This window comes from Caldalkalibacillus salinus, from assembly GCF_016745835.1.
Lineage (GTDB): Bacteria > Bacillota > Bacilli > Caldalkalibacillales > JCM-10596 > Caldalkalibacillus_A > Caldalkalibacillus_A salinus.
Map to the genome: position 1 here is coordinate 232,358 of NZ_JAERVL010000006.1, position 26,796 is coordinate 259,153.

Consider the following 26,796-nt stretch of genomic DNA (forward strand, 5'->3'; position numbering starts at 1 on the left):
ATCCCTACTGTATCCGTAGGACGAGTGTGGCAAACTCTGCACGCGTCATCGGTTTATTCGGCCTAAACGTGCCGTCTTCATACCCGTTCATGTACCCTGCTTGCGATGAACGTATAATCCCTTGGTAAGCCCAGTGTTCGGGTGTCACATCAGGATAAACGACTCGCCGTACATGGCGGTGAGCATCTTCCATGCGATCAAGTATGACAGCCACTTCCGCTCGTGTGATACTGTTTGAAGGGCGGAACGTGTCATCCTCGTACCCTCCTAAGACACCTGCGCCAGACACGCGCTGAATGGATGAATAAGCCCAATGGTTACGGCTCACATCTCGGTAGGCGATCGTTTGACCCGGATCAGAATATTGCTTTAAGGACTGCAAAACAGTCGTGACTGCAGCCCGTGTCATAGGTGCATCAGGCTCAAATAGATAGTCTCCAGTCCCACCGAATAATCCACTCTCCGTCACTTCGATTATATTGTCTTGTGCCCAGTGCCCTCTAATATCACGATAACCTGACACTAATGTCTGTTGTGTCGCTTGTAAACGATAGGATTGGAATGGGAAAGGCTCGCGGGCGTTAATGACCACATAATACGTTCCAGGTGCTAATTTGTCGCCAAACCTTATTTCACTCGTTGCCCCACTTTGGGTTTTGCGTGTGATCAAGTTCTGGTCTTGGTCATATAGTCTTATTTGTAAATCCACGTTGGCTGGTAATTGATACGCTCTGAGCTCAACGTACCGCTCTCTAGAGACTTGTAGTCGAAACCAGTCGACGTCATTTTGATCATCGATGTTGGCTTGTACAATTTGCATAAATTGTAATCTCTTTGCTTCTTCTGCACTGTTGTTCGGTTCATACTGATCAATAAAGTAAGGTTTGTAAGACACTCGCACGTAATATTCTCCATTGACCTTATGATCATAATAGTGGTTGATTTTGAAGTAATAACGCCCTTCCTTAACAGTGGTATTCAAATGCTCCTCTTGTCCATTAGAGGCGTCACCATCATCAATGACTTGAACATCACCATTTGGACTCTCGAGATATAACACAGGGTCTAACCGTAGTGTATCAACGGTAATCTGTATATCTAATTCGCCTTCCTTAGGGACATCGATATAGTACCAGTCTTCTAAATAATCTTCATGAAATGTACCGGTGATGACTTCTCCATCACCTGATACCTTTGTAGCTTGGTTTCTATCATTATTCGGTTGCTGTGCATCGGCATAGATCGTAAACGTACTGGTTAGCTTGTACGATAACGAGGACGTGTCGGTTTCATTACTGTTATATTTCACCCGAATATAGGAAGTCCCCTGTGGAACGTTAAACGTCACCGTTTGATCACGGTTCACCGTATGCGTAACAGAAGAAGATTGCCCACCTGCATAAAAGGAAATATCCACACCGGTTACTTTATTATGGGCAAGGTCCACCTCGAGCTCTAGCGTTCCTCTGTAAGGTGCATTAACCTCATACCAATCAACGTCACTTGATCCTTGTAACTGAGCAGAGACCATCGTTTCAATTGGAAACGGAGAGGCATTGCCCATCGTGTCATTGTCATTATGAATATCTGTCGTTGGATTTATTTGTAACGCTTTTTCTACGTTAATTCTTCCATGACCCGTCTGAGCGTCCCAGCCGGATTGATGCACATCATCACTCGTATAAATGATATGATTGCGAATTTCACTCGGGTTGAGTTGCGGGTACTGCTTCAAAACCAGTCCTGCTAGTCCAGCAACCTGGGCGGCGGACATCGATGTCCCTGAGCGCGTGCCATAACCACCACCAAGGTGAGTGGTGTAAACTGCGCCAGGAGCAACAACACTGACCTCAGGCCCACTATTGGAATAGGATGTGGGTTGGTCCTGACTATCAACCGCTCCAACAGCGATCACATTGGAGAATGCAGCAGGGTAGTTGACTCTCTCTCCTTCGTTCCCCGTGGCTGCCACTGTGACAACCCCTCTATTTTCAGCGTAGGCCACAGCGTCTTGTAATGTTTGGCTATAAACGTGGCCGCCTAAAGAAAGCAGAAGGACCGAGGCTCCCTGGTCAACGGCATCATATATCCCCTGGCTCACTAAGTACGGCGTTCCTTTTCCGTTCTTCTCTATGACTTTCACGGGCATTATATTGGTGCGCCACATGACACCTGTCATACCCACTTCATTATTTCCCGTTGCAGCGAGCACACCCGTTATTTGCGTGCCGTGCCCGTTATCATCTTGAGGGGGCTCTTCAGGGTTCACTAGGTTTATACCTGGTACAAGGTTGTCCTTCAGGTCAGGGTGATCTAGGTCCACACCGGTATCGAGTACAGCAATCGTCATATCACGATTATCGGTGGCTGTTTGCCAGCCTTGTGGTGCTCTAATTTGCTGTAAGTATTGTTGTTTAGAAAAATCGGGGTCATTAGGGACCACCGATTGTATCTTCATATCATAATTCGGTTCTATGTACTCGATATCAGTGTGATTGGACCACTCCTTATACCATTCTTCAACATCGACCTCTGTACTAAGCCTTATGAGTGCAATGCCACGCTCATGATCTTCTTGTAGGATCGTAAATGTGCCCGTTGCAATTGGAAGTGTGGTTCCTTCCTTCCATTTTACAATCCATTCGTCGTTATCCTCTTCAACCTCTGGCATCATCGTCCCTGTTACATCGTCAACCATCGCGTGTTGCGCTGTAGCAAAATCCCAGTTAAGAAAGGTGACGAGGACAACAGCTAAAGCGAGAAAGACAATGAGCGACCGCGCCATTGCAGACGGCTTTTTCTTATTGGGTTCTAACGTTGATCCTAGCATTATTCTTCCCCTCTCCCTGTTGCCACGTATCCCTATCAAGTAAGATACACGTATCTCTAAAACTACACTTATTCTATCATTTATACCCTTTATTTTCTATCTTTTTCTACTATATTCTATTATATTCAACACTCATCATGACTGATCAGCAATGACCGTCACCTGGTCCTCTTCGCTAATGTTAAGCGGTAGGATTCCCTCTAAGGCGTCTAATGACAAATATGACGTATCGTGTGCAATCAACACAGCCTCATGCTGCTTCGGAATGAGGTAGTCCTGTTCCTCTACCTCGAAGACGATGCTTTGTGTCGCATTGTCCCAGCCAAAGTCATACCCAAACCATTGGGCCAAGGCGCGCACTTGGATATACTGTTCACCATTCGATTGAATTAATATATCTTCCTGAAGCGCTTCTTCTACGCCATTCCAGTGAACGGAACCTTCAGAGGTGACTTGAATCTCGTTTTTCCCTACTAAATATCCATACGCTTTTGGTAACTGAAAGTTGTGGTTTTCTACAGCAATATCAGGTGTAATCCCTCGCTGATGCACTGGGTTCCGATCCGGGGTGTAATATTCTTCAACGGAGATTTTAAGTGCACCACTTGTTTCGAGTGGTATGAGCGTTTGGACGGTTCCTTTCCCGTATGTCTGAGTCCCCATGACGGTTCCAACCTCATGATCTTGTACGAAACCCGTGAAAATCTCAGATGCACTCGCTGATAACCCGTTCACGAGTACGACAAGTGGGAGGTCAAACGCTTGTCCTTCTGAAATTTCGTAGGCTATCTGCTCATCGGAACGATCTCTCACATGCATCACCACCCCTTGTTCTTTGAATAACTCGGCCAATTCTAAGGCAGCATTTAGATATCCTCCGGGGTTGTCACGTAAATCTAAAATCACATGCTGTGCGCCTTCTGCTTGAAGTTTTTGTAAGTGTTCCTCTACGAGTGGCACGACCTCACTACCGAAGCTATGTAGCCTTATCACACCCACACTGTCATCTAACCACTCACTCTCCACAAGGGGAAGGCTGATCTCTTCTCGTGTGATGCTGTATGTATGTGATGTGGTCTCACTGTTTTGCTCACGCTGTACTGTCACTTGAACAGCCGTTCCTTCTTCTCCTGTCAAGTGGCTCGAAGCTTCTTCTAGTTCTGTAAAATGAACTTCCTGTCCATTGATGTGCGTCACAATATCGTTCGCTTCCACACCTGCTCTCTCTGCAGGTCCTTCTGGAATGACATCATTAATCTGAAGCTCACCGTCTTCCGTTAGCTGTATCATCACCCCGATGCCAACAAAGCTTCCTTCCAATGATTGATAGAATTGTTCTAGTTCTTCATCAGTAAAGAATTCAGTATGGGGGTCTTCAAGACTTAGTATCATGCCGTATATCGCCCAGTCCATCAGCTGATCCGAGTCAGGGGCGTCAATATGATACTCACTCAAATACCAGAAAACCTCCTCGAATTGGTCAAAGCGTTCTAACTCGTCCTCGCTGTATTCAGCCAGGGCAGGACTTACAGGGGCAAACAGTAAAGCCAGAAAAATACTCCACACGATCCACTTTTGTACTCTTAAACTATGCATCCTAACATCCTCTCTGTATGTCATACTACTCAAAATAAATATTTCGACGGATGTGACCGGATTCCTTGTTAAGAATCGACTCTCTGGAAAGTGTCCTGCACGCCGTCCTTATTTTGGATACTAGAACCTGTTTTGATTGATATATTGTGCTTGTGATCCCCTTCTATGAATCTACTGTTCTAGTGTTCTAGTCTTTTATTTAAAATTGTTTACCTTTCATCCCCATAATTTAAATCTCTGACTCGAAAAGTATATATAACTTGGAAACCTACTTCTCTTACGGTCACATTGTCTATTCGAACTGTCACCGAATGTACGTAAGAGGAAAGATCCTAGTTAAGCTCTTGCTCGATATTGCCTGGAACGCAGGAGATCTAGCGTTGACCCTCTGCCTTTATCCAATTGATCTCTTGCTTCCAACCTTTTTCTTTTTTTTTAACGTCTAATTACTTCCCTCTAATCTATTTCACTGCTGATTTATTTCTCCTCTTATTAATGGCCATTTCTAGATTTACTTCTGTATCTCTCCTATACTTAACTCAGTTTATAGCCAATGTCATCTATTTCCTCAGGATTAATCGGTAATGTGATCCTCACTTCTGTTCCTTGGCTGACCTTACTTTCGATCTCTATATGCCCGCGGTGAGAGCGGATAATTTTATGGCTAATCATAAGACCTAAGCCTGTCCCTTTTTCCTTCGTCGTATAGAATGGTTCACCTAACTTGGGAATGCGTTCGTCGGGGATACCACACCCTTGGTCGATAACGCTTATCCTAATATATTGCTCGTCAGTCACGTCGACTTTAATGAGAATTTTGCCCCCACCGTCCATCGATTCCAATGAGTTTTTTAATATATTGATCAAAACTTGCTTCAGTTGATTTTCTTCACACATAATCTCAGGTACTTTGCTACTATAAATGGTCACGATCTCTACATTATGTAAAATAGCTTGGGTATCAATCAGTGTCATGACGTCAGAAATAAGCTTTTGGACGTCCCTTTTTTGGAACGTTAAAACCTGCGGCTTAGCTAGGAACATAAATTCGTTCACAATCGTATTAATGCGATTAAGCTCAGAAAGAATGATATCGATATACCGTTTCTTGATGGTTTGTTCCGTTTCAATCAGTTGGACAAACCCTTTTAATGACGTTAACGGATTCCGAATTTCATGCGCCACACCAGCCGCCAATTGGCCTACGACGGAGAGCATGTCCGATTTCCTTAATAGTTCCTCCGCTTTCTTACGTTCAGAGATGTCACGGATAATCCCTGAGAAGGCCACAATCTTACCCTTTTTATTCCTGACGGGCGCAAAGCTCATACTGACATGAAAATGTGTCCCATCCTTTTTCATGCGAATCGTCTCATATCCGCTCACGGGTTCACCCGCTCTCATTTTTCTGCCAAGCTGCGCGGCTTCATCCATATACTCATCGGGGATCGTGGCGATGGTTCTCTTCTGTAAAATCTCATCCCTGTCCCACCCATACATCTTCTCAAAGGCACGGTTAACCTTAATAAAGTAGCCATTAAGGTCATAGATGACAATCGCATCCGTTGTATTATTGAAGAAGGACTCCATCTGTTCTTTTGTCATGCGTAGTTCTTCCTCTACGCGCTTTCTTTCCGTTATATCTTTGCCAATGATTAATAAACCGATATTATTCGGCTCATACTCGATGGGTACCTTCGTCACTTCATAGACACAATCGGACTGATCGGGCAGCGTAAAAGTCTCCTCAAAGGTTTGTTGCTTTCCCGTCTCTATCGTATGCTGATCCGAACGACTACACTGTTCTACTATAGATTTATATAAAGGGCTCAGCTCTGCCATCTCACTGTTACTCTTACCGGTGAAGTCTGGGTCCTTGAATTTAAATAACTTAAGCATCGCTTTATTCGCTTCAATCCAGTGCCCGTTCTGGTCGCGTAGTGAGACAAAGTCAGGCATCGTATCGATTAAGGCTCTCAGTCTCTTTTCGCTTTCTCTCAATTTGCGATCTGTGCTTTGCTTTTCCTCAAAGGAAAGTTTTAAGAGATGGTACATAATAATAGAAGTCACCAATATGAGGACGAAGCCCTGTATCATTCGTTTGGAGGTGGGGTCATATGCGCTTAGGATAGGGTGGGAAAACACATACTCGGAGACGAACAGAAGTGTTAACGCGATTAATATATATTTAATGGTAATTTGTAATGGTAGATTGTCCTTCCACTCAGACAGCCGAATCTTGTTACTCAAGGCTTCAACTTCCCTTCTCATACTATTCAGAATATTTGAGTCTATACTCGAAATTGTACCATAACACAGCTGATATAAGAAGAGTACGAAAGGAGTAATTTGTTAGAGTTTGTCGTGGTTTGCGCCTTAATCGACAAGGTTTAAAAGGGCCATAAAGCTCCTAGAATATAGGATAAGGATGATATAAAATGGTTTCGATGCATAGATTTGTAAGACAAGACCATACATAGTCAATGTCAAGTACGGTTGATCAGGAGGCGTTATGAAGAAAAAGAATCGTTTGGCCATTATCCTCATTCTCATCACGAGTATGATGATCATCGGTGTGACCAGTGCATGGTATATTCATGAATTGAAAACAGACTTTGATCACGCGGCAGAACATATGTATGAACCACTAAGCAGGGACCTGGACCCCACTGTAAAAGAAAAGGCACCCAGCGAAGAAAACACCCTAAAGCCCATTTCTGTCCTCCTTCTCGGTGTAGACCAGAGACCTGGTGAACAGGGGCGTTCAGATACCTTGGTTGTGGCCACCCTTAATCCGGAGGAAAAGAACACGTACCTGTTAAGCATTCCCCGTGATACATTAACGGAAATTGAAGGCTTGGAAAGATCAGATAAAATTAATCATGCGTATGCCTACGGAGGCGTGGACATGACCTTGGATACGGTGGAACGCTACCTAGACATCCCTATAGACTACTATTCTCTCGTTAATATGGAAGGGTTCATGAATGTCGTGGACGTGTTTGGGGGCGTTGAAATTGAGGTCAACCAACGCTTTGACTATGGAGCGTTCTCATTCAGCCCCGGTCAAACGGTGATGGATGGCGAGGAAGCTCTGGCTTACACACGGATGCGCAAGGACGATCCTGATGGCGACATAGGACGAACGAGGCGGCAGCAACAAGTGCTTAGGGCCTTGATTGACCGAGGGACATCTCTGCAAACGTTATGGAACCTAGATGATGTGTTTGCAGAGGTGGCCCAGCATGTGCGTACGAATGTGCCGCCTGAGGAACTATATGGTCTGCAGCAAGAGTATATGGCGGCGACAAGACAGGTTGAAACGCTTCGTTTGGAGGGAGAGAGTAAGCGTATAGACGGTATCTTCTATTATATTGTGCCGGAGGAGGAGCGGTTGAGGGTGAGCGAGGCGTTGAGGTCGCAATTGGGGCGGTAGCTCGAGCTTGCTCAAAGGGACAACCCTATGCTGCTTGAGGCTCGATGGTGGTAACCCTTCTCCGTTTTGGCTCGATGGTGGTAACCCTCCTCCGTAACTCGAGCTTCGCTCAAAGGTTACTTCGGAGGGACACCACCATATCCACCATGCTCCGATCAACACAAGCCTACTACTGGCTCAGGGTTTCTCCTTGTGATGATGCCCCTCTTTCGCCACTCGGGCTCGCTCAAAGGTGGCTTAAGAGGAACAAAACCGTGTGCTCCTAGTGACTTTTGGCTCATGGTGGCAACCCTCCTCCGTAACTCGAGCTACGCTCAAAGGTTACTTCGGAGGGACACCACCATATCCACCATGCTCCGATCAACACAAGCCTACTACTGGCTCTGGGTTTCTCCTTGTGATGATGCCCCTCTTTCGCCACTCGGGCTCGCTCAAAGGTGGCTTAAGAGGAACAAAACCGTGTGCTCCTCGTGACTTTTGGCTCATGGTGGCAACCCTCCTCCGTAACTCGAGCTTCGCTCAAAGGTTACTTCGGAGGGACACCACCATATGTTCCGATTCCAATACAAACGTACTACTGGCTCTGGGTTCCTCCTTGTGTTGATGACCCTCTTTCGCAACTCGAGCTGTGCTCAAAGGTGGCTTGCCGTATGCGCGCCTAGTGCGATTTTGGCTCCATGGTGGTAACCCTCCTCCGTAACTCGAGCTAGGCTCAAAGGTTACTTCGGAGGGACACCACCATATGATCCGATTCCAATACAAACGTACTACTGGCTCTGGGATCCTCCTTGGGTTGATGACCCTCGGACGCAACTCGAGCTGTGCTCAAAGGTGGCTTGCCGTATGCGCGCCTAGTGCGATTTTGGCTCCATGGTGGTAACCCTCCTCCGTAACTCGAGCTAGGCTCAAAGGTTACTTCGGAGGGACACCACCATATCCACCGTATGCTCAGATCAACACAAACCTACTACTGGCTCAGGGTTCCTCCTTGTGATGATGCCCCTCTTCCACCACTCAGGCTCGCTCAATGGTTGCTTTGGAGGGACTCCACCGTATGTGCCTAGTGCTCTTTTGGATCCATGGTGGTAACCCTCCTCCGTAACTCGAGCTGCGCTCAAAGGTTACTTCGGAGGGACACCACCATATGACCAGAGCATCAAGACCAATACAAACTTACTACTGGCTGAGGGTTCCTCCTTGTGTTGATGCCCCTATTTCGCAACTCGGGCTCGCTCAGGTGGCTTAAGAGGGATAAAACCGTGTGCTCCTAGTGACTTTTGGCTCATGGTGGCAACCCTCCTCCGTAACTCGAGCTGCGCTCAAAGGTTACTTCGGAGGGACACCACCATATGACCAGAGCATCAATACCAATACAAACTTACTACTGGCTGAGGGTTCCTCCTTGTGATGATGCCCCTATTTCGCAACTCGGGCTCGCTCAGGTGGCTTAAGAGGGACAAAACCGTGTGCTCCTAGTGACTTTTGGCTCATGGTGGCAACCCTCCTCCGTAACTCGAGCTGCGCTCATAGGTTACTCCGGAGGGACACCACCATATGCTCCTGTCAACACATCAGCTACTTTGGTATCGGTATCTCTCCTGAATGCTTTGTGATGCTGCCCCTCTTTCGCAACTCGAGCTACGCTCAAAGGTTGCTACAGAGGGACAACATCACATCGGCTAGGGTGTGTTCCCTGTCTTCCAGTCATCCTAGTGGTGATGGACAAGCCTTGTACGAGGGAGCAACTCACTCGCACAGTTGGTTGGTGTGTGTCAATTACCTTTTTGACGGCTCGGGTTGGGCTCAGTGTTTTTGTAGTTTTGTGAGGTCGGCTTGGGCGGGGAGGGTGTGGTTGATGTTGTGGAACCAGACTGTGAGGTGGTCCCCGACTTGCAAGGTAGGCTTTGGTGGTTGTATGTTTTCACCGGCTGTTCGTATCCAGATGGCGTTGTGTTTTTTAATCAGCGCTTCTTGGGTTAGAGTCTGAAGTTCTCTGAGTGTCATCTTTTCTACGAGCATGAAGCGTGTAGGTTCTACGATGGCGACGGTACCTGTCATGACGTAGCTGGGTGGTTTTTGTTGTGTTTGTTCGTTGGTGCTATGGTAGATAAGGAGACCGCCAATGATGACGGTCAATATAGTGAAGGTTATTAAGGAAGCTTTTCTGTTCATATCACGCTTTGGTCTCCAGTTCGATTTGATTCATGACTTGTGTTTTAAGTTGGGCAAGTTTTGTGGTGCTGTTTTTGTCTGAGTCACTTTTGACTCCAAAGTAGCATTTGATCTTCGGCTCTGTCCCGGATGGTCTGATACAGAACCAAGTGTCATCGTCGATCAGGCATTTGACGACGTTGGCCTGCGGAAGTGTGATGTCTTCTTCTTGCCCCGTTGTGAACCATGTTCTCTTTCTGATCTGGTAGTCCTCCACCGCTGTGATTTGGGGGAAGGTGTCGCGTAACCACTGATGATCACGGAAACGGCTTGTGATCTGTTCAATTTGACGTGTGCCTTCTAAGCCTTTAAGGGTGATGGATTCTAGCCCTTCTTTGTAGTAGCCCACTTCTTCGTAAATGGCGGTTAAGGCGTCGTATAGTGTGAGGCCCTGTTGGTGGTAGTGCGCGGCCACTTCAGCGATGAGTAAGCATGCTTGAACGGCGTCTTTGTCACGCACGAAGTCCCCAATAAGATAGCCGTAGCTCTCCTCATAGCCGAAAAGGAATTGGTGCTCCCCACTTTGTTCGAAGGTCTTTATTTTTTCCCCAATATATTTAAATCCTGTGAGTGTATCTATTGTTTGTATATGAAAAAGATCCGCGATGGCTCGTCCCAACTCTGAGGTGACGATGGTTTTGAGCATGACACCGTTTTGTGGCAAGCAGCCTTGGGCTTGGTATTGGCTCAGCAAGTAATGGAGCATGAGTGCCCCGACTTGGTTTCCCGTTAATGGGACATATTCGTCGTCAGGGCCTTTGCAGACGACGCCCATTCTATCCGCATCCGGATCTGTGGCCATGAGCAGATCCGCTTGTTGTACTTTGCCTAATTCAATGGCGTGTTCAAAGGCGGCTGGTTCTTCCGGATTAGGGGAAGAAACGGTTGAGAATTCTGGGTCGGGTGTGCATTGCTCCTCCACAGTTGTAACATGCTTAAAACCTGCTTGTCTCAAGACGCGCGGGACTAACGATGCGGCCGTCCCATGTAAGGGTGAAAAAACGATCTTAAGTGTTTCACTCGCTTTTTGTATCACTTGAGGCTGTTGCACGAGTGTTGTGACCTTTTCGACATAAGGGCCATCGATATCCTCCCCGATCCAGACGAGAAGCCCGTCCTTTTCTAATTGTGCTTGCTCGGCCACCTGTATATCCAGTTCGTTAGGGATGCTTTCAATTTCTTGAATGACTTCCCCAGCAGCTTGCGGTGGAATTTGCCCACCGTCTTCCCCATATACTTTAAACCCGTTATATTCCGGGGGGTTATGGCTCGCCGTTATGACGATCCCATTATGTGCATTTAAGGTACGCACGGCAAAAGAAAGCTCGGGTGTGGGACGTAGGTTCTCAAAAATATACGTGCGGATACCATACTTGCCCATGGTTCTAGCAGATTCGATGGCAAAGCGTTTGGAATAATAGCGAGAATCATAGGCGATAGCCACGCCGCGTTGCTTGGCTTCTCCCCCTTGTTTGTCTATGTAACGCGCCATCCCTTCTGCCGCACGCCTCACGGTATATATGTTCATGCGGTTCGTCCCTGGTGCGAGCTCTCCTCTCATGCCGCCTGTCCCAAATTGTATGTATTGGTAGAAATGTTCCTCTTGTTTGGCTTCATCATGCTCTAAATTTTGTAATTGCGCTTTCAATTCTGCGTCTAACGCTTCATGGTTGCGCCATTGCTCGTATCTTGTTTTCCACTCCATCTATGACACCGCCTCGACTTAGACTTCTTTTTTGATCATCTATACCTTTCGACCGTTTCCTGTATTTATTGTAGACCATCAGGGGAGAAAAAAGAAAGCCCCTTCATCCGTTTCTGTTAATCAGAAGAATATTGTTGTTGTTTGTTTAATAGGGATATAGTACAGCTTGGAGACAAGCTTCCTGACCTCATAGATTAATAGCAATACGGAAAATAAATTTGAGGAGGGTTTGATGATGTTTGCCGCGGTGACCTCTTTTTTCGATCGGCTCGTACAGCGCTTGCTACCTGATGCGTTCATTTTTGCCATTATCTTAACGATTGTCGTGTTTGTATTGGGCATTGGATTCACTGGGCACTCACCTGTGGAGATGGTTCAGTATTGGGGAGATGGGTTTTGGGATTTACTTGCCTTCGCCATGCAGATGTCTCTTATTGTGGTGACAGGGTATATCTTAGCTCATAGTCCGCTGATGAAAAACGTGCTCACGAGACTTAGTACCCTGGCCCAAACACCCGGACAGGCTATTGTGTTGGTCACGTTCATCGCGAGTGTGGCTTGCCTTATTAATTACGGTTTTGGGCTCGTGGTCGGTGCTTTACTGGCGATACACGTTGCTAAACGTGTGCCTTCCGTGGATTACCGTTTGTTAGTGGCCAGTGCTTACAGTGGTTTTATCCTGTGGCACGGTGGTTTCTCTGCTTCCATTCCCTTGACGATTGCCACTGAGGATCATTTTTTAGTAGACACGATTGGTGTCATTCCCATTTCAGAAACCTTACTGAGTTCCGTTAATATCTTCATTGTGCTCTTTCTACTACTGACATTGCCCCTTATCAATCGTATGTGCTTAAGATCAAGTGGGTCTGGTCCAACATTCAACACATTAAAGTCCTCAGCGATGTTAGAGTCGGAACCAACAGCTTCACACTCAGACAAAAAGGATACACAAAGCACCACAACGTTCACTCCTGCAGAACGTCTGGAGCATAGTCGCATTGTCTCACTTCTCATCGGTCTACTTGGATTGACTTTCATCGTGTACTACTTCATACAGCACCGTGTAGACTTGAATATTAACATTGTGAACTTTATCTTCTTATTTCTAGGCATCCTCCTGCACGGTACCCCTCATCGTTTCCTTAACAGTGCAAAGGAAGCGGTCAAAAATGTGAGTGGGATTATCATTCAGTTTCCCTTCTACGCAGGTATTATGGGGATGATGGTGGCGTCGGGGTTGTCTGAACAGATTGCGTTATGGTTTGTACAGATCTCTAATGAGGTTACCTTTCCAGTCTTTGCGTTTATCAGTGCGGGGCTATTAAATATATTCGTGCCTTCCGGAGGCGGTCAATGGGCGGTGCAAGCCCCGATTATGATACCTGCGGCACTGGAAATCGGCGTGGATACAGCCAAAACGGCGGTCGCTGTGGCCTGGGGTGATGCCTGGACCAATATGATTCAGCCGTTCTGGGCGTTACCGTTACTCGCCATCGCAGGTTTGGGCGTAAGAGATATTATGGGCTTCTGTATGATGATCCTCTTGTGGAGTTTTATCCCTATTACCCTGGGCTTACTTCTTTTCTAGGGCTATATAAAAATAGACATCCCCGCATCATGTGATGGTACGGGGATGTCTTATGTCCGTGGCCTATATACTGTAGCGAGACCAATTCCAAAGATAATGAGTGTCGCCCCAATGAGGATGTTCAATGTCAGCTGCTCACCTAATATGAGCCAACCGAAAAATAATCCGAATACGGGTACAAGCAACGTCGATAATGTCGCGGTGACCATATCGATATGACTTAAAAGATAAAACCATACACTGAAACACAAGGCAGAGGCCAGGATACCTGTAAATAGAACATCATATACGCTCGCCGCTGTCCAATGTATCGGTTCCCCACGCTCCATGATTAGTGTGACAGCCAGAATACCCAGCGTGCCAAACAGCATTTGGTAGGCGGTCACTTGCAGTTTGTTCACACCTTCAAGCTTCAAACGATAATACACGTTCGAAACGGCCCATGACAGGGCGGCAAGCACTATAAGACCTTCACCTATGAGTGTTGTTGCCGTCTGCTGCACCCATATATCCCACCCCATAATGGATACGAGGCCTAATATCCCTAGTAGAAGTCCCGTTCCCTTCATTGCCGTTAACCTTTCCTTTAAGAAGATCGCAGCGAGTAAGCTACTCCATATGGGCATAGAATACAGCAAAACAGAAGACTTGCCAGCGTCAACGAACTTCAGTCCATACATGACTAACATAAAAACGAAGCTCGTCTGTAATAAACCTACAACCACTAAGCGTCCCCATATGTGCTTAGGAGGACTGCCTACTTTTAATACCCACATGACAAGCAGTAACGTTAGTGCACCCGTCCCAAAACGCAAGGTTGAAAAAGTAAAGGGTCCCATATAATCTAGTGCTGACTTCATCAAAACCCATGCGTAGCCCCATATCATGGTGATGGTGAGTATAAGCAGGACAATGGTCCACCGCTTTTGGGTAAGTGAAGCCGTATGTTTGTCGGCGGGTTTTGTAGCCTGCATTTGTTTTTCCTCCTAGTTGAATGTCAGTTATTGTACCGAGTTTATCGTTATCTATCACTTATCTTAAAACACGCCACTTTAATGTTAAAGCATTCTAAATACAAAAAAAGAACCCCTACCGAAGTAAGGGTTCTTTTTATACTGAGAGCTGAATTAGCGCTCTTCGTAGATTACTACTACGTCAGCGAAAATAACACTGTCGTCTTCATAAGAAGAAGTTACAAGAGCTAGTTCAACTTCAGGTGCTTGGTTAAGAGAAGTGATGTCGCTGTAAGAACCAGCGTTAATTGCTCTAACACTTTCATCTTCCTCGTCAACCGTAACTACATAGTACTCTGTGCTGTCAGTAGTGTAGTAAGTAGTACCAGCATACTTGAACGCTCCATTAGGAGTATCGTCAGTGGTTAGTTTTGCAGGTTCAGATTTTTCAAAAGTCTCTACAGAATTGATGTCTTCATTCGCACCAAATTTTACTAATAGACCTTCTTCAAGTCCAAGTTCCCCGCTCTTTTCTTTTTCGCCAGTTTCAACGTTATACACATCGCTAGTTACAGAGAATTCAACGTTCTCGTCACCAGAGAATAACGTGATAAAACTTTGTTCAGCATCGTTAACCCAACGAGCTTCTTGGCTAACGAAGATTCCTGTACCTTCAAATATAGATGATACTCCGTCACCATCAACAACTTGATCATCAGCGTTTAATACAATTGTTACTTCAGAACCAAGCTTAAGGTCATTATCAAGGTTTACACCGTCAGCTATCTCGTATCTTACATCGTCTACCGTGATAGAGTTGTTAGTGTAAGCAGTATACTGACCAGTTACAACGTTACGAGTTGCTTCAACAGCAGTTGCTTCTGACTCTTCTTTAGGGTTAAGTTGTACACGTACAATGTCACCTTCCTGAAGATCACTTGCTTCAACTTCTTCACCGTTTAGGGTAAATACAGTGCTAGAAGTTGTGTCAAAAGAAGCGCTCTCTGTAACATTTAGACGATAACCGTTGTAAATGGAAGTTGGGTCTTGAGTTAATGCTTCGTCAAAGATGTTGTAGTTAGTTGCAATAAGGAAACGTACTTCATCATCAGAAGTTAAGAATAGCTTAGCTTGAGCGTCTCCTTCTGCTTTAACTTTGTCAAGAGAAGATTTGCTTCCGTTAAGGTATACTACAGCGTTGTTAGTAAGGTCATACTTGTTATCGTTAACTTCTACAGAACCGTAAGTTTCTGTTGTTACAGTTTCAACTGCTCCTTCAACAGTACGGTTGCTAGCTTCTTGAACGTAAGTTACTTTACCGTCAAGCTCTAAGTACTCAACGTTAGCACCTAGAAGAGAAGCTAGAGAATCACTAGTGTAAAGCGTAGCAGTTTCTTTCCACTCACCAGAGATTTCGATTTCTTCGTCATCGTTTAGTGCTGGAGAATAAACAACGCCTTCTTCGAACTCAGCGTTGAATGCATCTTCTAAGATGCTGTTGTCAGTACCAACGAAAGAGCTGATGTCTTGGCTGTATACTACAGTTTCAACGTCAAGTGCAGCAGCAGTCATAACAGCTACGTCACCACGAGTTGCGTTAGCTTTAGCAGAGAAGTTAGCGTCAGCTAGTAATCCAACAGAGTTAGCTTGGATCACATAGTTTGTAGGCCAAGATCCGCTTAAACCTTCGTCGTTGTAACCAGCTACACGAAGAAGTACAGTTGCTACTTCAGCGTAAGTTACGTTGTTGTTAGGCTTGAACGTTCCGTCTGGGTAACCAGCGAAGATACCATTGTTAGCAGCAACGGATACGTATCCAGCAGCCCAGTGGTCACTTGCTAAATCAGAGAATCCAGTGTTAACGTCACTTAGATACTCAGCAGACTCACCAAAACCAGATAGGTAAGCTACAATTTTAGAGAATTCAGCACGAGTGATGCTGTTGTCTGGTCCGAAAGAACCATCAGGGTAGCCTTCAAGAACACCTAGTGCTTGAAGCTTAGCGATTGAATCTCTTTGCTTTGCGTCATCTACATCAGTTGGTAGTTGCGCGAAAGCAGGCATAGCTAGAGAGAAAACTAGCGCAAATACTAATAAAGACAATAAACTTTTCTTCATAACCTTTGTTTCTCCTCCTTGAAATGCTTGTTTAGAATTTTGTGTGTTATTCTTATAGCTCTGTCCTCTCATATGTAGTGCACCCCCTCTCCTGAGTTGAGCAATCTTATATTTAATAATGTCTACAAACAAAAAGCGTTTGTAGAAACTTGTAAACTAGTGTAAACCCATACGTGAATATGTACCTCATTAGTATACTATTTATCTACCGAATCGTAAAGGGTAAAACTGGTAGTCTTTTTAGTAGTGTACATATATTGCCAGTCGTCATGAAGTGACTGTATGAGCTGTTTTTATTGATCTCCATATTCAACGTTAAGGCGTTGTTTTTTCGTCCTCACCCATGTTAAACGTATGAGTTTTGGAAAAGTTGCGTGTGTTTCATCATTTTTTTAAAAAATATTTCGAGATGAAAAACTTGTCGAAAAAAGATATGTAAGATCACTGTCAGTGAAAACGGCTATATCGTCAGTATGTTTTATTCGATATACCCAACATGACTTCGATATACCCAACGACTGACCAACAGTGATTATTATACCTTTTTCCTATTCCTTGTGTCATTAACTAGTTTTTACCATCCTTGCGGAATGGGCGCAAATACAATAGGATTTATATAGAGACAAAAGGAGTGTGACACAATGCTTAAGACGTATAGAACGGTCAAAGGTTACGGTGAAAAAGAAATTGTGATAGATAAATCTCGCTTTATCGGATATGTTGAACGGGCAGAAACAGAGGAAGAAGCGACCACTTTTATAGAAAAAATTAAGAAACAACACTATAACGCCACGCATAATTGTTCCGCTTATCTTATCGGAGAGAACGACCAGATTCAGAAGGCACATGATGATGGTGAGCCAAGTGGAACGGCTGGCGTTCCGATGTTAGAAACGTTGAAGAAGCAAGGGCTGAAAGATGTGGTCGTGGTTTCAACACGATACTTCGGAGGCATTAAGCTAGGGGCTGGCGGCCTTATCCGTGCTTATACGGCCTCTACCGTTGCAGGCCTGAAAGCAGCCCACATCATTGAACGTCAGCTTCATCAGAAGGTGTCCGTGACAGTGGACTATACCTTACTAGGAAAAGTTGAGAATGATATCAGACATCAGACCCACTTACACCTCGAACATATCGATTACCTGGAAAGTGTAACGATCCATGTCCTTGTGCCTATGGACGATGTCACAGCTTTCAAAAAGCGCATCGTCGACCTGACAAACGATCAATGCCAAATCAAGGAGGACGACCAGCAGTATATCGATACTGTCATCGACTCTGAAGCATAGAAAAGAGGCCCTGAAGGGGTAACAGCATGCAAAGGTCAGTACACTCTTACCTTTGAACGGTGCCGTTGACTTCCCAACAAGGGCCTCTTTTTTCATATTCAACTCTACTTAAATGATACTAAGTACTGACTCGTTAACATTGCTGTTAACACCGCTATTAACACTGCATGCCTCTTACATACTCGGAATGCGCTTCTCTTGTAACAATACACGCATCATCACCGCTGCTGCTTCGGCACGGGTAAAGTTTGCCTTCGGGTCAAAGTAGTAAGTCGGTCTTCTCTCATCTGCTCCGACCACATTCGGCTTCCCTTCGATTAAATCGGCTCTAGCCACGGCGACCACTGACGGGATTGCATACGCGTCGAAGTTATGAGCGTCTGTGAATTCGCGTTCCAATCGTTGCCGTGCACGATCTGGATCACTTTCTAATTTGAGGTCAGCTGCACGGGCAATCATGACAGCCGCATCTTCTCTCGTAATATTCTCCCGAGGTAGGAAACGCCCACCTAGGCTACCACGTACAATGCCGACTCTAGCAGCCGTCTCAATATACTTATATTCATATAACCCAAATGAGTAGGGATCGACTTCACGCACATCAGTAAATGTCCCTTGGCCCTCATAATCGAGCGGTATTTCAAACGCTCGTACGAGTAGCGATGCGAATTCACCCCGTGTGATCGGTTCATTGGTCACAAAGCGATTGGCTTCTTTGGACTGCATCATGCCTTTGGAATATAACGTTTCAAGGTGATTTCTGGCCCAAGGGTGGCCGATCACATCATCAAATGAACGATCCATATACATGACGACATAATAACCAAATTCTTGTACGGGCACAGTAATCGTATTTCTTCTCGGATCGACGACCCCGCCTATGTTATTCCATTCGAAGCGTTTGTTACCTAAGTGGTCTTCGTTATACCCGTAATGATAGACCGTGAGATAACGCCAAGCGGATTCTACCATATTGGGGTCATAGCTTAATGTTAATTCTCCTACCTCAGACGGCACATACAGATCGCTATAGTTATTCGCCGTCTTCGTATAGAACTCTTGTCCTCGTTCATATGGATATAGCCCGCTTCCGAACAGATTATCATGCTGGTCCTCAGATTGCGTGACCATGCCCGCATCAATCCAGAACATGTGACTCGCTTGTCTGAAGCGTCCGGTCGGTTCTGTCAAATACAGGTGTCCTCTCTCCCAGTCGGAACGTGATTCGAACTTAGACTCTTCCCCACGTAGTGGGTGTAACGCCTTATTCACTCGTCCGTCTACAGGGTCGGCTATCCCCACTAAAACATCTCTCGTCGGAGATAGATACTGATTAGACGCTGTTGGGTCGTTCGCTCTCAACACAGTCCCACGTGGAAATCTTAGTTCAAACTGGCGATCAAAAGCACGGATACGACTATTGTCGATACTCTCCTTAAATTGTGCACCCACAACCGGGGTATCTGTATTCACGAGGGTGATTTCAGCCTCATCTTCTCTATCACCACGTACGATGGTAAAGGCCACCTTATTATCTCCGCTACGTAAATCCTTCAGTTCAAAAACAAATAAGTCTTTCGTTTCATTGCCGATCTGTACGCTTTGGGTCTCCGTGACTTCCTCATCACGATCGTAAATGATCTTATCGGCCCCTTCTGCCTCTACGTACATCCGTGTGAAGTTACCATTTACCGTTCCTACTTTGGAAATAGGGTCCACATTCGGGTAATGCACAACGTAAGGTGCAGGTTCACGCACAATTTCTAACATACGTGTATTGTACAAACCACCTTCGTTCGAGGCAGTGATTTCAATTGAATTCGTTCCCGTGCCGAAGAGAGGGATGTTATGTGATGTCAATGTGGCGTTACCTAGCCTGCCACTCGAATCACTATTCACGTCAATCGCATCTATTAACTGATCAGACCCTTCTTGACGATCAAAACGTTTGGCGGAAGCGTTCCATTCATAACGTGCTTCTAGTGTGATCGAGGTTTCATCCTCGGCATATTTGTTCACTACAACATGAATTTCGGACGCATTACGTACGGCCGTCTCAAATTCTATACTACTTTCCTGCGTATAATAACGGTAGTCCTCACCGTCTAACTTCGTGTAATCATGATCTCTAAGGAAAGCAGACTCAAGATCTAAGCTGTACACCTCTGGTACGTTATCCTCAAAATAGAATAATTCATACGTAAACGTTGTAATAGGAGCAGCGCCGCCTACTGGATTACCATCGGCGTCCAGCTGACCTTGCGCATACACCTCGATGATGAGATTGTTTTGTCCATTGACCAACTGCCAATCGCTTCTATTCTCATGTGCATTGCTACCAAAACGGAAGCGAAACTCCTCAAACGTGCCCGACTCTTCGTAAATATCTTCATCACGAACAGCATCATACTGGTCGTTGAGTCGGACTCGAATGTCTCCCCACTGTTCAGACGGGATATTCACGGGCTTCATCTGAAGAACTGGACCGTTAAATGGATTGCCTTCGTTGTCGGTTCCTCTAGGCACATTTTCATTCGTATTAAATATCTGGCCGTTATACACGTTGGTAATGTAAACGTAAGGTGACGGATTATAATTGACAAGGTACTCTTTTGCTCCTACCCTATGCTCCGTTTCATTCGCATCGGTCGGAACAAATTTCAGTAGGCTTTGACCTTCAGGTAGGTCATTCTTATCTAACCTGACAAGGATGTACTCGCCATTATCTCCTGCTCGCTGTGTAAAAGGGCTGTCGTTAATGGCACCCGTTTGGTGGTTGGTGTAGACGTTCACTCCTGTGGTGTTGTTTTTCCCTTCCACTAAAAATTCGATAGCTGTTGTGGTGACGTTAATCTCAACCCCACTGAATAACTCCGTCCCTGATTCCTTGAATAATACTCTAGAAATATAGGGGTTATTCTCATTGACATAGTAATAGATGAACGATTGAGACTCAGAATCATAGCCCATGTTAGAGTGAAAATTCACATTGAGCATCTGTTGAGACTGGCTTTGGTCAACCGGTAAGCCCTCAATTGTCACATTGCGAATAAGATAGTAATCCTGATAAGCTTCAGCTGTGTAGGACTGACCGTTCACACTCGCTTGTCCATTTTGATCGATCTGTATCGTTTCTTGCACCTCTCCATTCACTTCTAAATCAATGGTTTGATGCGTCGGCATGTTGGCTTCACGATTAACCTTAATATCCGTGCTAAAGGTCAGCTCAAAAGGACCATCACTGTTCGTCGCTTCTAATGTCGGCTGCTTAAAGAGCATACTGTCTCCTTCAAGCTGAAGGTTGCCGCTTTGTGTTGCCGCTTCGTCCACTTCCGTATTAAACAAGAAGTTCTCCCCGTTGTTATACACAAATTGACGATCGGCCTGATACGTCTTCAACGGATTAGCGGCAATGATGGTCAGATCATTATCCCCTGGGCGTAGGCTCAGGTCGACGTTAGATTCACCGGCCGTGAAGGAAAACTCCCCTGTCTCAGGGTAGAAAAAGCTCGCTAACTGCCCTTCGCTATCCCCGAACGTGTACCCTCTCACTTCCGTAGCATTAGGTGCCACCCCGTCAATGAAAACACTATTCTGTTGAGGAATGGGGTTCTCCTCTGGGACAAAAATCCCATTCATGAAGGTTTCGTCGTTAATCTTCAAATCTGTGATGGTCGCCACTTCAGTAAACGTCACCCAAGCTGGCAACGACCTCGGCTGTGAAGGAGAATCGAGTTTGACGGTAATTTTATTTAACCCTTCAGATAACTCGACATCTTCAAAGCGAATCGTTTGTGTTCCCACACTAATCGCTGGGTTATCCTTTACCTCCCGTGTGATGTCAGTATCGACGTTATGTACCTCGTAGTAAAGGTCGGGTACGTCATCATCGGCGATCTGAGTGTAGTTCACTTCAACATCGATTCGACGTGACGTGACTGTTGATGGTTCATTGTAATCGCTGCGGCTCCAATCTGGATGTCCATCTTCTTCAGGCGCGGTGGCCCAGGATAGTATCTCTAGGTTAGGTGCTGCCTGTACCGTTTCCATTGGTGGCCATAGCGTCACAATGAGTGCTGTTATTAACAATAAAATGGTCGACTTACGTACAATCCTCACTCATGTCCACTCCCTTAAGTTATTCTTGTTCTGGTTATCAAATCAAAAACCTCATTACTCTCTATATCGACAAAATCTAGCATATCTTTTAGAACTTAACCTAAAAAATAAACTAAAAAACCACCTTATGCATAAAAACGCAACAGGTGGTTATATTTACTCATCTTCATTTATAGAGTAGTAGCGATTATACTGTTCAATGGCCTATTACTTCGAACTTGAACCCTCTAGCCAACGATAGCCTTTCTTGATGAGGTTCGTTACTGGGCGGTCTTTGGTATTCACTAGACCGATGGCTTCTGCCCCCACTTGTAAGGCTAGCGCTAATACGCTGACCAGCACCAGTGTAAACCATAACTCGGTCTTAGATAACAGGATGGCACAAGTACCGAATGCTGCCGCAATCCCATAAATAATAAGCACCGTCGCACGATGGCCAAACCCGAGGGCTTGGATACAGTGGTGTAAATGGTTCTTATCCGCTTCAGATATCGGTTTGCGGTTGACAATACGGCGGATAATGGCAAAAAACGTATCAGACAACGGCACACCAAGGATTAGGATGGGGATAATGAATGACGCCAGCGTCACCTGCTTGAACCCTAACAACGACAAGGCGGCCAGATTAAAACCAAGGAAAAGCGCGCCCGTATCTCCCATGAATATCTTAGCAGGATGGAAATTAAAGCATAAGAAAGCGATAATAGCACCTAATAAAATAGCGGCGTATAAAGCCACAAAACCGTTCCCCATAATCAAGGACATCACGAGAATTGTCCCTGTGGCAATGCCTGACACACCGGCTGCTAAACCGTCTAAACCGTCAATAAGGTTGACAGCGTTCGTCACCCCGACGATCCAAAAGATCGTGATAGGAATAGCAAACCAACCTAGAATCCATGGGGCTTCCTCAAAAGGTAAATTCAATAATTCCATACGAAGCCCGAATCCCACAACTGTAATCGCTGCTGCTAGCTGACCCGCTAACTTCGCTTTTGGAGAGAGCTCCATCATATCGTCTAATATACCAATGACGATGATAATCAATCCGCCGAGGAATAACCCCCAACCGATCATGGTATGAGGCATAAATCCAATAAAGGCGAAAGCAAAACCGATAAAAATCGCCAGTCCACCGAGACGTGGCATAATTTTGCTATGCACTTTTCTATGATTGGGTTTATCTACTGCGTCGATGCGAAATGCGAGTTTCTTCACGAATGGTGTACTTACATAAGTGACGGCAAAGGCGAGTAACGCCCCGATGATATAATATATTGTAGAAAATTCGTACTGATAAATGACTTCCATATTAAGACACCTCTTTGTGGTGTGATGATTTCATTTCATTGTGTAAAGATTCCATTACATTGTATGATGATTTCATTTTGCGAAAAATGTCCTTCACAAGAATAAATGTTACATGTCCTTTCAATTTTTGACAAGCGTTATTTTTCGCTATTTTTCGCCTTGCGCACCTTCAATACGAAACGGGGCAAGTCTAGCTGGCGTTTCCAACGGCTAGGTTGCGAAAGTAAACGATGAAGCCATTCTAATCTTAGCTTCTGCCACAGCACTGGCGCCCGCTTAACCTCACCTGCAAGGACATCTAAGGACCCGCCGACACCGATGGCCACTTTTGCTTGTAGTGTCTCTTTATACTTTGCAATCCACTGTTCCTGTCTCGGGCAACCTAAAGCGACGAGTAACAAATCCGGTTTCGCTGCATTAATTTGTCGGACGATGGCTTCCTCGTCATCAGGATGGTAATACCCATTCTTTCGACCGACGACGTCGATTTGTGGGTATAAAGCCCTAATTTTCTCTGCTGCTTTTCGATTCACTTCCTCATTGGCACCCAAAATGTAGACAGAAAATGGCTTTTCTTGGGACGTTTGGCACACTTGATGAAGCATGTCATATCCTGCGACTCTCTCAGGTACGGGGTCCCCAAGATGGTTCGCTGCCCAGACAATGCCAGTACCGTCAGGCGTCACGAGATCCGCATCCTGTACGATGCGCTTTAGCTCTGCATCACGCGTGGTAAACATCACGATTTCAGGATTTGCGGTCACAATGTGATGTGTATGCGCCATGTCTGTCCTTAATGTATGCAGACGTTTAGTAATCCACTGTGTGGTCTCTGTCATGTCCATTTTAGAAAAAGGAATGCCAAGTACGTTCACTGTCTTCCACTGTTGTGTCATTTATTATCACACCGTTAATTGATATTTTCCTATGCAAAGATGTTAGCGAAAAAGGATTCATTCGGAGAAGCTATAAAGCTGAACAAAATTAAAAATCCCTTTCCTTCACTCTAGGAATTTAAACGTATTTCGTCGAGAAAAGTTTCAATTTGACTATAAATCTGTTAATGATTGTATCATGGGGGCATGAGGACGTAAAGAAACCTAAATCAGTCTTGAAAAAGAGTCCCCTGTACCATTTTCTTAATCACTTGTTACAAAATTGAGAGCATCGCTTGCCGTAAAAAGAGCCACCCCTTTAGAGGTGGCTCTATAAATGACTGCTTTAACTTTTTTTACTGTAACGGCTTATACGCTGGAACAGTTAAACTTTGTTCAAACTTATGTGAGATATCCAACTCTTGAGCTTTTTCACTTCCCAACAATGCGGTCAACTCATCCTGGTTATTTAATTGATGGTAGTTGAGTGCCGTATATAAAAGCTTCTGAGAAACTTGTTCAGCTTCTAACCCCTCGTCTGCTACTCCTTCTAAATACTGTAATGATTCTTCATGATTACCTAAGAGGTACTTTGCTATCCCTACATCGATCGAAAGGCCATTGTTTAGTTTAATTGTTCTTTGCAGCCTTAAGCCTTCTGGTACTTCCGTATTTTGTATCAACAGTCTTTCCTCTAAGTGTGTCAATACGTTCCCTAGCTCATCTTTCGAGTCTTTTGCTTGCGCTGTCCCTCTTATTTCTGAAAGGTAACTCATACGATAGTGCAAATTAGCTTGAATCATTTCCGCACTCCACGGGTGGTACTGTAACGCTAATCCCAAATGCTCAAAAGCCTGGTCGATCTGACCCTGCTCCCACAAAAAGTGTGTATAATCTAAATGATATCGAGCTTGAGTAGGTGCATACATTAATAATGCTTGATACTCCTCATTTATCTTTTCGTCAACATTTTCTCCGTATACATCGTTTTCCTTGGCGTATTGAAGCAATTGGATTTTCATCTGATAATACTTCGGATCTTTTTTCAGTTTAATTGCTTGATCAATATAATCCATCATAGTATAAAATTCACCAGATAATTGAGCCTGCTCGTATAGGCTGTCTGCTTTGGCATAAGCGTATGATTTATATACGCTAAATACACTTACGACAATGATCAGTATCATCACGGCGTTGATAATGCTATTCTTTCGTTTATACGATAGCTTTGGTAGCTTAAGCCTTTGGAAGACTCCGTGATCAGAATGTCCTATTCTATGACTCCAGATCAAGGCCATTAAGCTGAATAAAAATAAGTTATAAGTGCCAAATGACATGTTGAAATCAATCATGTTGTGTAGCAGCATGGTGATCACAATCACTATAGCTGGTGCTAAAAATACATCTTTCCCTTTTGAGTCTTCATCCAATCGAACATAATAACGAATTCCTTGTACCAAAACATATATGATGAATCCAAATATAAATAAAGATCCAATGAGTCCGACTTCTACTAATGTTTGCATATAGAAGCTATGCGCTTGGGTACTGTAATATGGGAGGGTTTGGTACTGCTCAAATAAAGCTCTCCATGCTCCCCCGCCACCTCCGAGCCAAAAATGATCCTTCCAAACCTCAAATGCATCCTTATAGAACAAGATTCTAGTTTGGACACTATTTTCAGCTAATGTAATTTGACCAATTCTTGACTGTAATCCTTCTGGAAAAAGAGGGAGTATCTTGTCCTTCAATCTTGTTCCCATTGTAATCATCGCTATCAATCCTGAGAAGAAAACCCCTGCGGGTAGTATGATATTAAGCTTTGAGGTTGTATGTAATTGATAATTGCGATTCAATACATACTGTACTACAAAAACTACAGCCATAAAGAGCACCGATAAGAGGATGATGAAATACCCTGCCTTACTAAATAACTCGTCAGCAACGTAGTTTTCATATCTGGTAAGACCCAAGAAGCTGATGGCAATGATCGCAATCGTGTATAGCACATATAAAATTTGTTCTTTCCAAGCTAAGAAAACAAGACCAAGGAACCAACCTACTATAATGACCAAAAAACCGCCTCTAGAATCCGTTAATAAAAAAGCGACCATAAACGGCACCAATGTGGACCCGTACATCAGTTGATAGCCAACATGAAGACGTCTGGTTACACTTATTAAACCCGCAATCACAAACGCACTCACTATACTAGCCAGTGTATTAGGATACTGGAATACAGAAGAAAAGCGTCGAGAGGATCCCAGTAAGGCATCCGTATATTCCAATATATTCAAATGAACCAAAAAAACTAACCCTACGATCCATGACATCGTCAACCAGAGCAATATCCACAGACCATTCTTAAATGGTTTATACTCCTTTAACCATATTAATAACATGATGAATATGGCACTATAGGAGAGCCATTGTAGAGTTTCATTTGCTGCAAGAAGCTGGTTTACACCGAGCAGAGAAGATATGGCGTAGAATAAGGGTATACCTAGTAATAATAAAATAACGAATCGGTCTGTTATTAGTTGTTCCTTTATCTCTCTATAACGGAGTAGGATGGTACTAATAAATAACAATTGGATTAAGACACTCATCCAATAATAATCCTCATGGAAAAAAAGTCCTCTATTATAGGGTGAGATTGTAAAAATTAAAGCGAATATAGAAAAAAGGGCGATTAGAAGATAAGGTATTTCTCCACCCTTTACTGCATTTCTTTGGTCTGGTTGCTTTTTCCTCAACAAAAACAT

16 protein-coding genes are annotated in these 26,796 nt (G+C 44.6%); 3 read left to right on the top strand and 13 right to left on the bottom strand.

All coding sequences use genetic code 11. The features are described from left to right. Nucleotides 1-4 precede the first annotated feature (4 nt). The 3 genes from JKM87_RS06985 to JKM87_RS06995 form a co-directional block, all read right to left on the bottom strand. The gene (locus JKM87_RS06985; protein WP_202079392.1) at nucleotides 5-2,830 is read right to left on the bottom strand and encodes a S8 family serine peptidase; all 2,826 of its coding nucleotides are present in this window, start codon (nucleotides 2,828-2,830) and stop codon (nucleotides 5-7) included. Between the two features lie 135 nt (nucleotides 2,831-2,965). Beyond that, complete coding sequence (locus JKM87_RS06990) at nucleotides 2,966-4,426, bottom strand: S41 family peptidase (protein WP_202079394.1); 1,461 nt, start codon at nucleotides 4,424-4,426, stop codon at nucleotides 2,966-2,968. 534 nt (nucleotides 4,427-4,960) lie between these two features. Next, nucleotides 4,961-6,676, bottom strand: coding sequence for a PAS domain-containing sensor histidine kinase (locus tag JKM87_RS06995; protein ID WP_202079396.1), 1,716 nt, complete (start codon nucleotides 6,674-6,676; stop codon nucleotides 4,961-4,963). Nucleotides 6,677-6,938: 262 nt separating this feature from the next. On the opposite strand from JKM87_RS06995, the gene JKM87_RS07000 reads away from it, so the two are divergent. Further along, nucleotides 6,939-7,862: an LCP family glycopolymer transferase gene (locus tag JKM87_RS07000; protein ID WP_202079398.1), complete on the top strand. Its 924-nt coding sequence runs from the start codon at nucleotides 6,939-6,941 to the stop codon at nucleotides 7,860-7,862. 155 nt (nucleotides 7,863-8,017) lie between these two features. On the opposite strand, the gene JKM87_RS18035 is transcribed toward JKM87_RS07000, so the two are convergent. From JKM87_RS18035 to JKM87_RS07010, 4 genes are all read right to left on the bottom strand, one after another. Then, entirely contained in the window at nucleotides 8,018-8,143 is a 126-nt protein-coding gene (locus tag JKM87_RS18035) for a hypothetical protein (RefSeq protein WP_272899179.1), read from the bottom strand. Nucleotides 8,144-8,222: 79 nt separating this feature from the next. Beyond that, nucleotides 8,223-8,348 carry a hypothetical protein gene (locus JKM87_RS18040; RefSeq protein WP_272899180.1) on the bottom strand — a complete coding sequence of 42 codons (126 nt, stop codon included), beginning with the start codon at nucleotides 8,346-8,348 and terminating at the stop codon, nucleotides 8,223-8,225. A 1,317-nt stretch (nucleotides 8,349-9,665) separates the two neighbouring features. Next, complete coding sequence (locus tag JKM87_RS07005) at nucleotides 9,666-10,034, bottom strand: DUF3221 domain-containing protein (protein WP_202079400.1); 369 nt, start codon at nucleotides 10,032-10,034, stop codon at nucleotides 9,666-9,668. Nucleotide 10,035: 1 nt separating this feature from the next. Beyond that, the gene (locus tag JKM87_RS07010; protein ID WP_202079402.1) at nucleotides 10,036-11,778 is read right to left on the bottom strand and encodes a phospho-sugar mutase; all 1,743 of its coding nucleotides are present in this window, start codon (nucleotides 11,776-11,778) and stop codon (nucleotides 10,036-10,038) included. A 235-nt stretch (nucleotides 11,779-12,013) separates the two neighbouring features. On the opposite strand from JKM87_RS07010, the gene JKM87_RS07015 reads away from it, so the two are divergent. Then, entirely contained in the window at nucleotides 12,014-13,366 is a 1,353-nt protein-coding gene (locus JKM87_RS07015) for a short-chain fatty acid transporter (protein WP_202079404.1), read from the top strand. A 50-nt stretch (nucleotides 13,367-13,416) separates the two neighbouring features. Here the strand turns inward: JKM87_RS07015 and JKM87_RS07020 are convergent, their stop codons facing one another. Both JKM87_RS07020 and JKM87_RS07025 read right to left on the bottom strand, forming a co-directional pair. Further along, entirely contained in the window at nucleotides 13,417-14,340 is a 924-nt protein-coding gene (locus tag JKM87_RS07020; RefSeq protein WP_202079406.1) for a DMT family transporter, read from the bottom strand. 153 nt (nucleotides 14,341-14,493) lie between these two features. Continuing rightward, nucleotides 14,494-16,509, bottom strand: a complete 2,016-nt coding sequence (locus JKM87_RS07025) for an S-layer homology domain-containing protein (protein ID WP_202079408.1) — start codon at nucleotides 16,507-16,509, stop codon at nucleotides 14,494-14,496. A 569-nt stretch (nucleotides 16,510-17,078) separates the two neighbouring features. On the opposite strand from JKM87_RS07025, the gene JKM87_RS07030 reads away from it, so the two are divergent. Beyond that, entirely contained in the window at nucleotides 17,079-17,726 is a 648-nt protein-coding gene (locus JKM87_RS07030; RefSeq protein ID WP_202079411.1) for a YigZ family protein, read from the top strand. A gap of 174 nt (nucleotides 17,727-17,900) precedes the next feature. Here the strand turns inward: JKM87_RS07030 and JKM87_RS18185 are convergent, their stop codons facing one another. From JKM87_RS18185 to JKM87_RS07050, 4 genes are all read right to left on the bottom strand, one after another. Beyond that, complete coding sequence (locus JKM87_RS18185) at nucleotides 17,901-21,845, bottom strand: S-layer homology domain-containing protein (RefSeq protein ID WP_202079413.1); 3,945 nt, start codon at nucleotides 21,843-21,845, stop codon at nucleotides 17,901-17,903. 207 nt (nucleotides 21,846-22,052) lie between these two features. Beyond that, nucleotides 22,053-23,156 carry a glycosyltransferase family 4 protein gene (locus JKM87_RS07040; protein ID WP_202079415.1) on the bottom strand — a complete coding sequence of 368 codons (1,104 nt, stop codon included), beginning with the start codon at nucleotides 23,154-23,156 and terminating at the stop codon, nucleotides 22,053-22,055. A 137-nt stretch (nucleotides 23,157-23,293) separates the two neighbouring features. Further along, complete coding sequence (locus tag JKM87_RS07045; protein WP_202079417.1) at nucleotides 23,294-24,052, bottom strand: WecB/TagA/CpsF family glycosyltransferase; 759 nt, start codon at nucleotides 24,050-24,052, stop codon at nucleotides 23,294-23,296. Between the two features lie 335 nt (nucleotides 24,053-24,387). Continuing rightward, on the bottom strand, nucleotides 24,388-26,640 hold the full coding sequence (locus JKM87_RS07050) for an O-antigen ligase family protein (RefSeq protein ID WP_202079419.1): 2,253 nt from the start codon (nucleotides 26,638-26,640) through the stop codon (nucleotides 24,388-24,390). Between the last annotated feature and the right edge of the window lie 156 nt (nucleotides 26,641-26,796).